This window comes from Myxococcus sp. CA039A, assembly GCF_013336645.1.
Classification (GTDB): domain Bacteria; phylum Myxococcota; class Myxococcia; order Myxococcales; family Myxococcaceae; genus Myxococcus; species Myxococcus llanfairpwllgwyngyllgogerychwyrndrobwllllantysiliogogogochensis.
The window spans coordinates 1-829 of record NZ_JABUMQ010000718.1; the positions used below are offsets into that span (position 1 = coordinate 1).

The following is an 829-nucleotide window of genomic DNA, read 5'->3' on the forward strand; positions in this document are numbered from 1 at the left end:
CCCCCGAGACGGGCCTCAGCCAGCCCCCCGCCTCCAACCCCGCGAGCGCTCCGAAGCCACCGACGAGCGCCCCCAGCACCGACCGGGGAAAACAGGGCCCCAGCACCGCGCTCACGTGCAGCGCCTCGCGCCGGGTGGGTGACAACGCCTCGTGGCGCGCGGCCAGCACCGCCGGGCCCGACGAAGGAAGGGGCACCAGCGGGTGCTCCTCGTGGAACGCGAGCGCATGCAGCAGGTGCAGCGGATGGCCCGCGCCGACCTGGAGCAACGCGTCCCTGGGCCAGCCCGGACGCAGACGCGTCGCGACCAGCGCCTGGGCATCCTCCGGATTGAGCAGGCCCACCTCCAGCATCTCCGCGGTCGGCGGCACGAGCCCCGGGCCGCCCGTGCGCTCCAGCACGAGCACGAGCACCGGCGCGTGCGCCAGCCGCGACACCAGCACCTCGACGAGCGCCCGGCTGAGCGGGTCCGCGTGCTGCCAGTCCTCCAGGATGAGGATGCGCGGTCCCCGGTGCGGCAGCAGCGCGTGGCAGAGCGCATCGAACAGCGCGATGCTCTCCGAGGAGAGGCTCGCGGGGATGCCCTGCCACTCGCGGCCCTCCAGGAAGTGCGCGACGCGCTCCGCCTCCGCGCTCGACATCCTCCCCACGCCCGCCACGGGCCGCAGGCCCCGCGTGGCCTCCAGCAGCTCCAGCAAGGGCCCCGCGGGAGTCCCCGGCAGCGCCAGGCCACTGCCCTCCCAGACCTCGAAGCGATTGGCCGTGAGCGACTCCACCAGCGCGTCTTTCAGGCGCGACTTGCCCATGCCCTCCGCGCCCACCAGCCAGAC

Annotated in this window: 1 pseudogene; it reads right to left on the reverse strand. The window is 74.8% G+C overall.

What is annotated here, in order from left to right:
- Nucleotides 1-805 (reverse strand): annotated as a pseudogene (locus HR086_RS47235) (hypothetical protein); the annotation flags it as partial.
- Nucleotides 806-829: the final 24 nt, after the last annotated feature.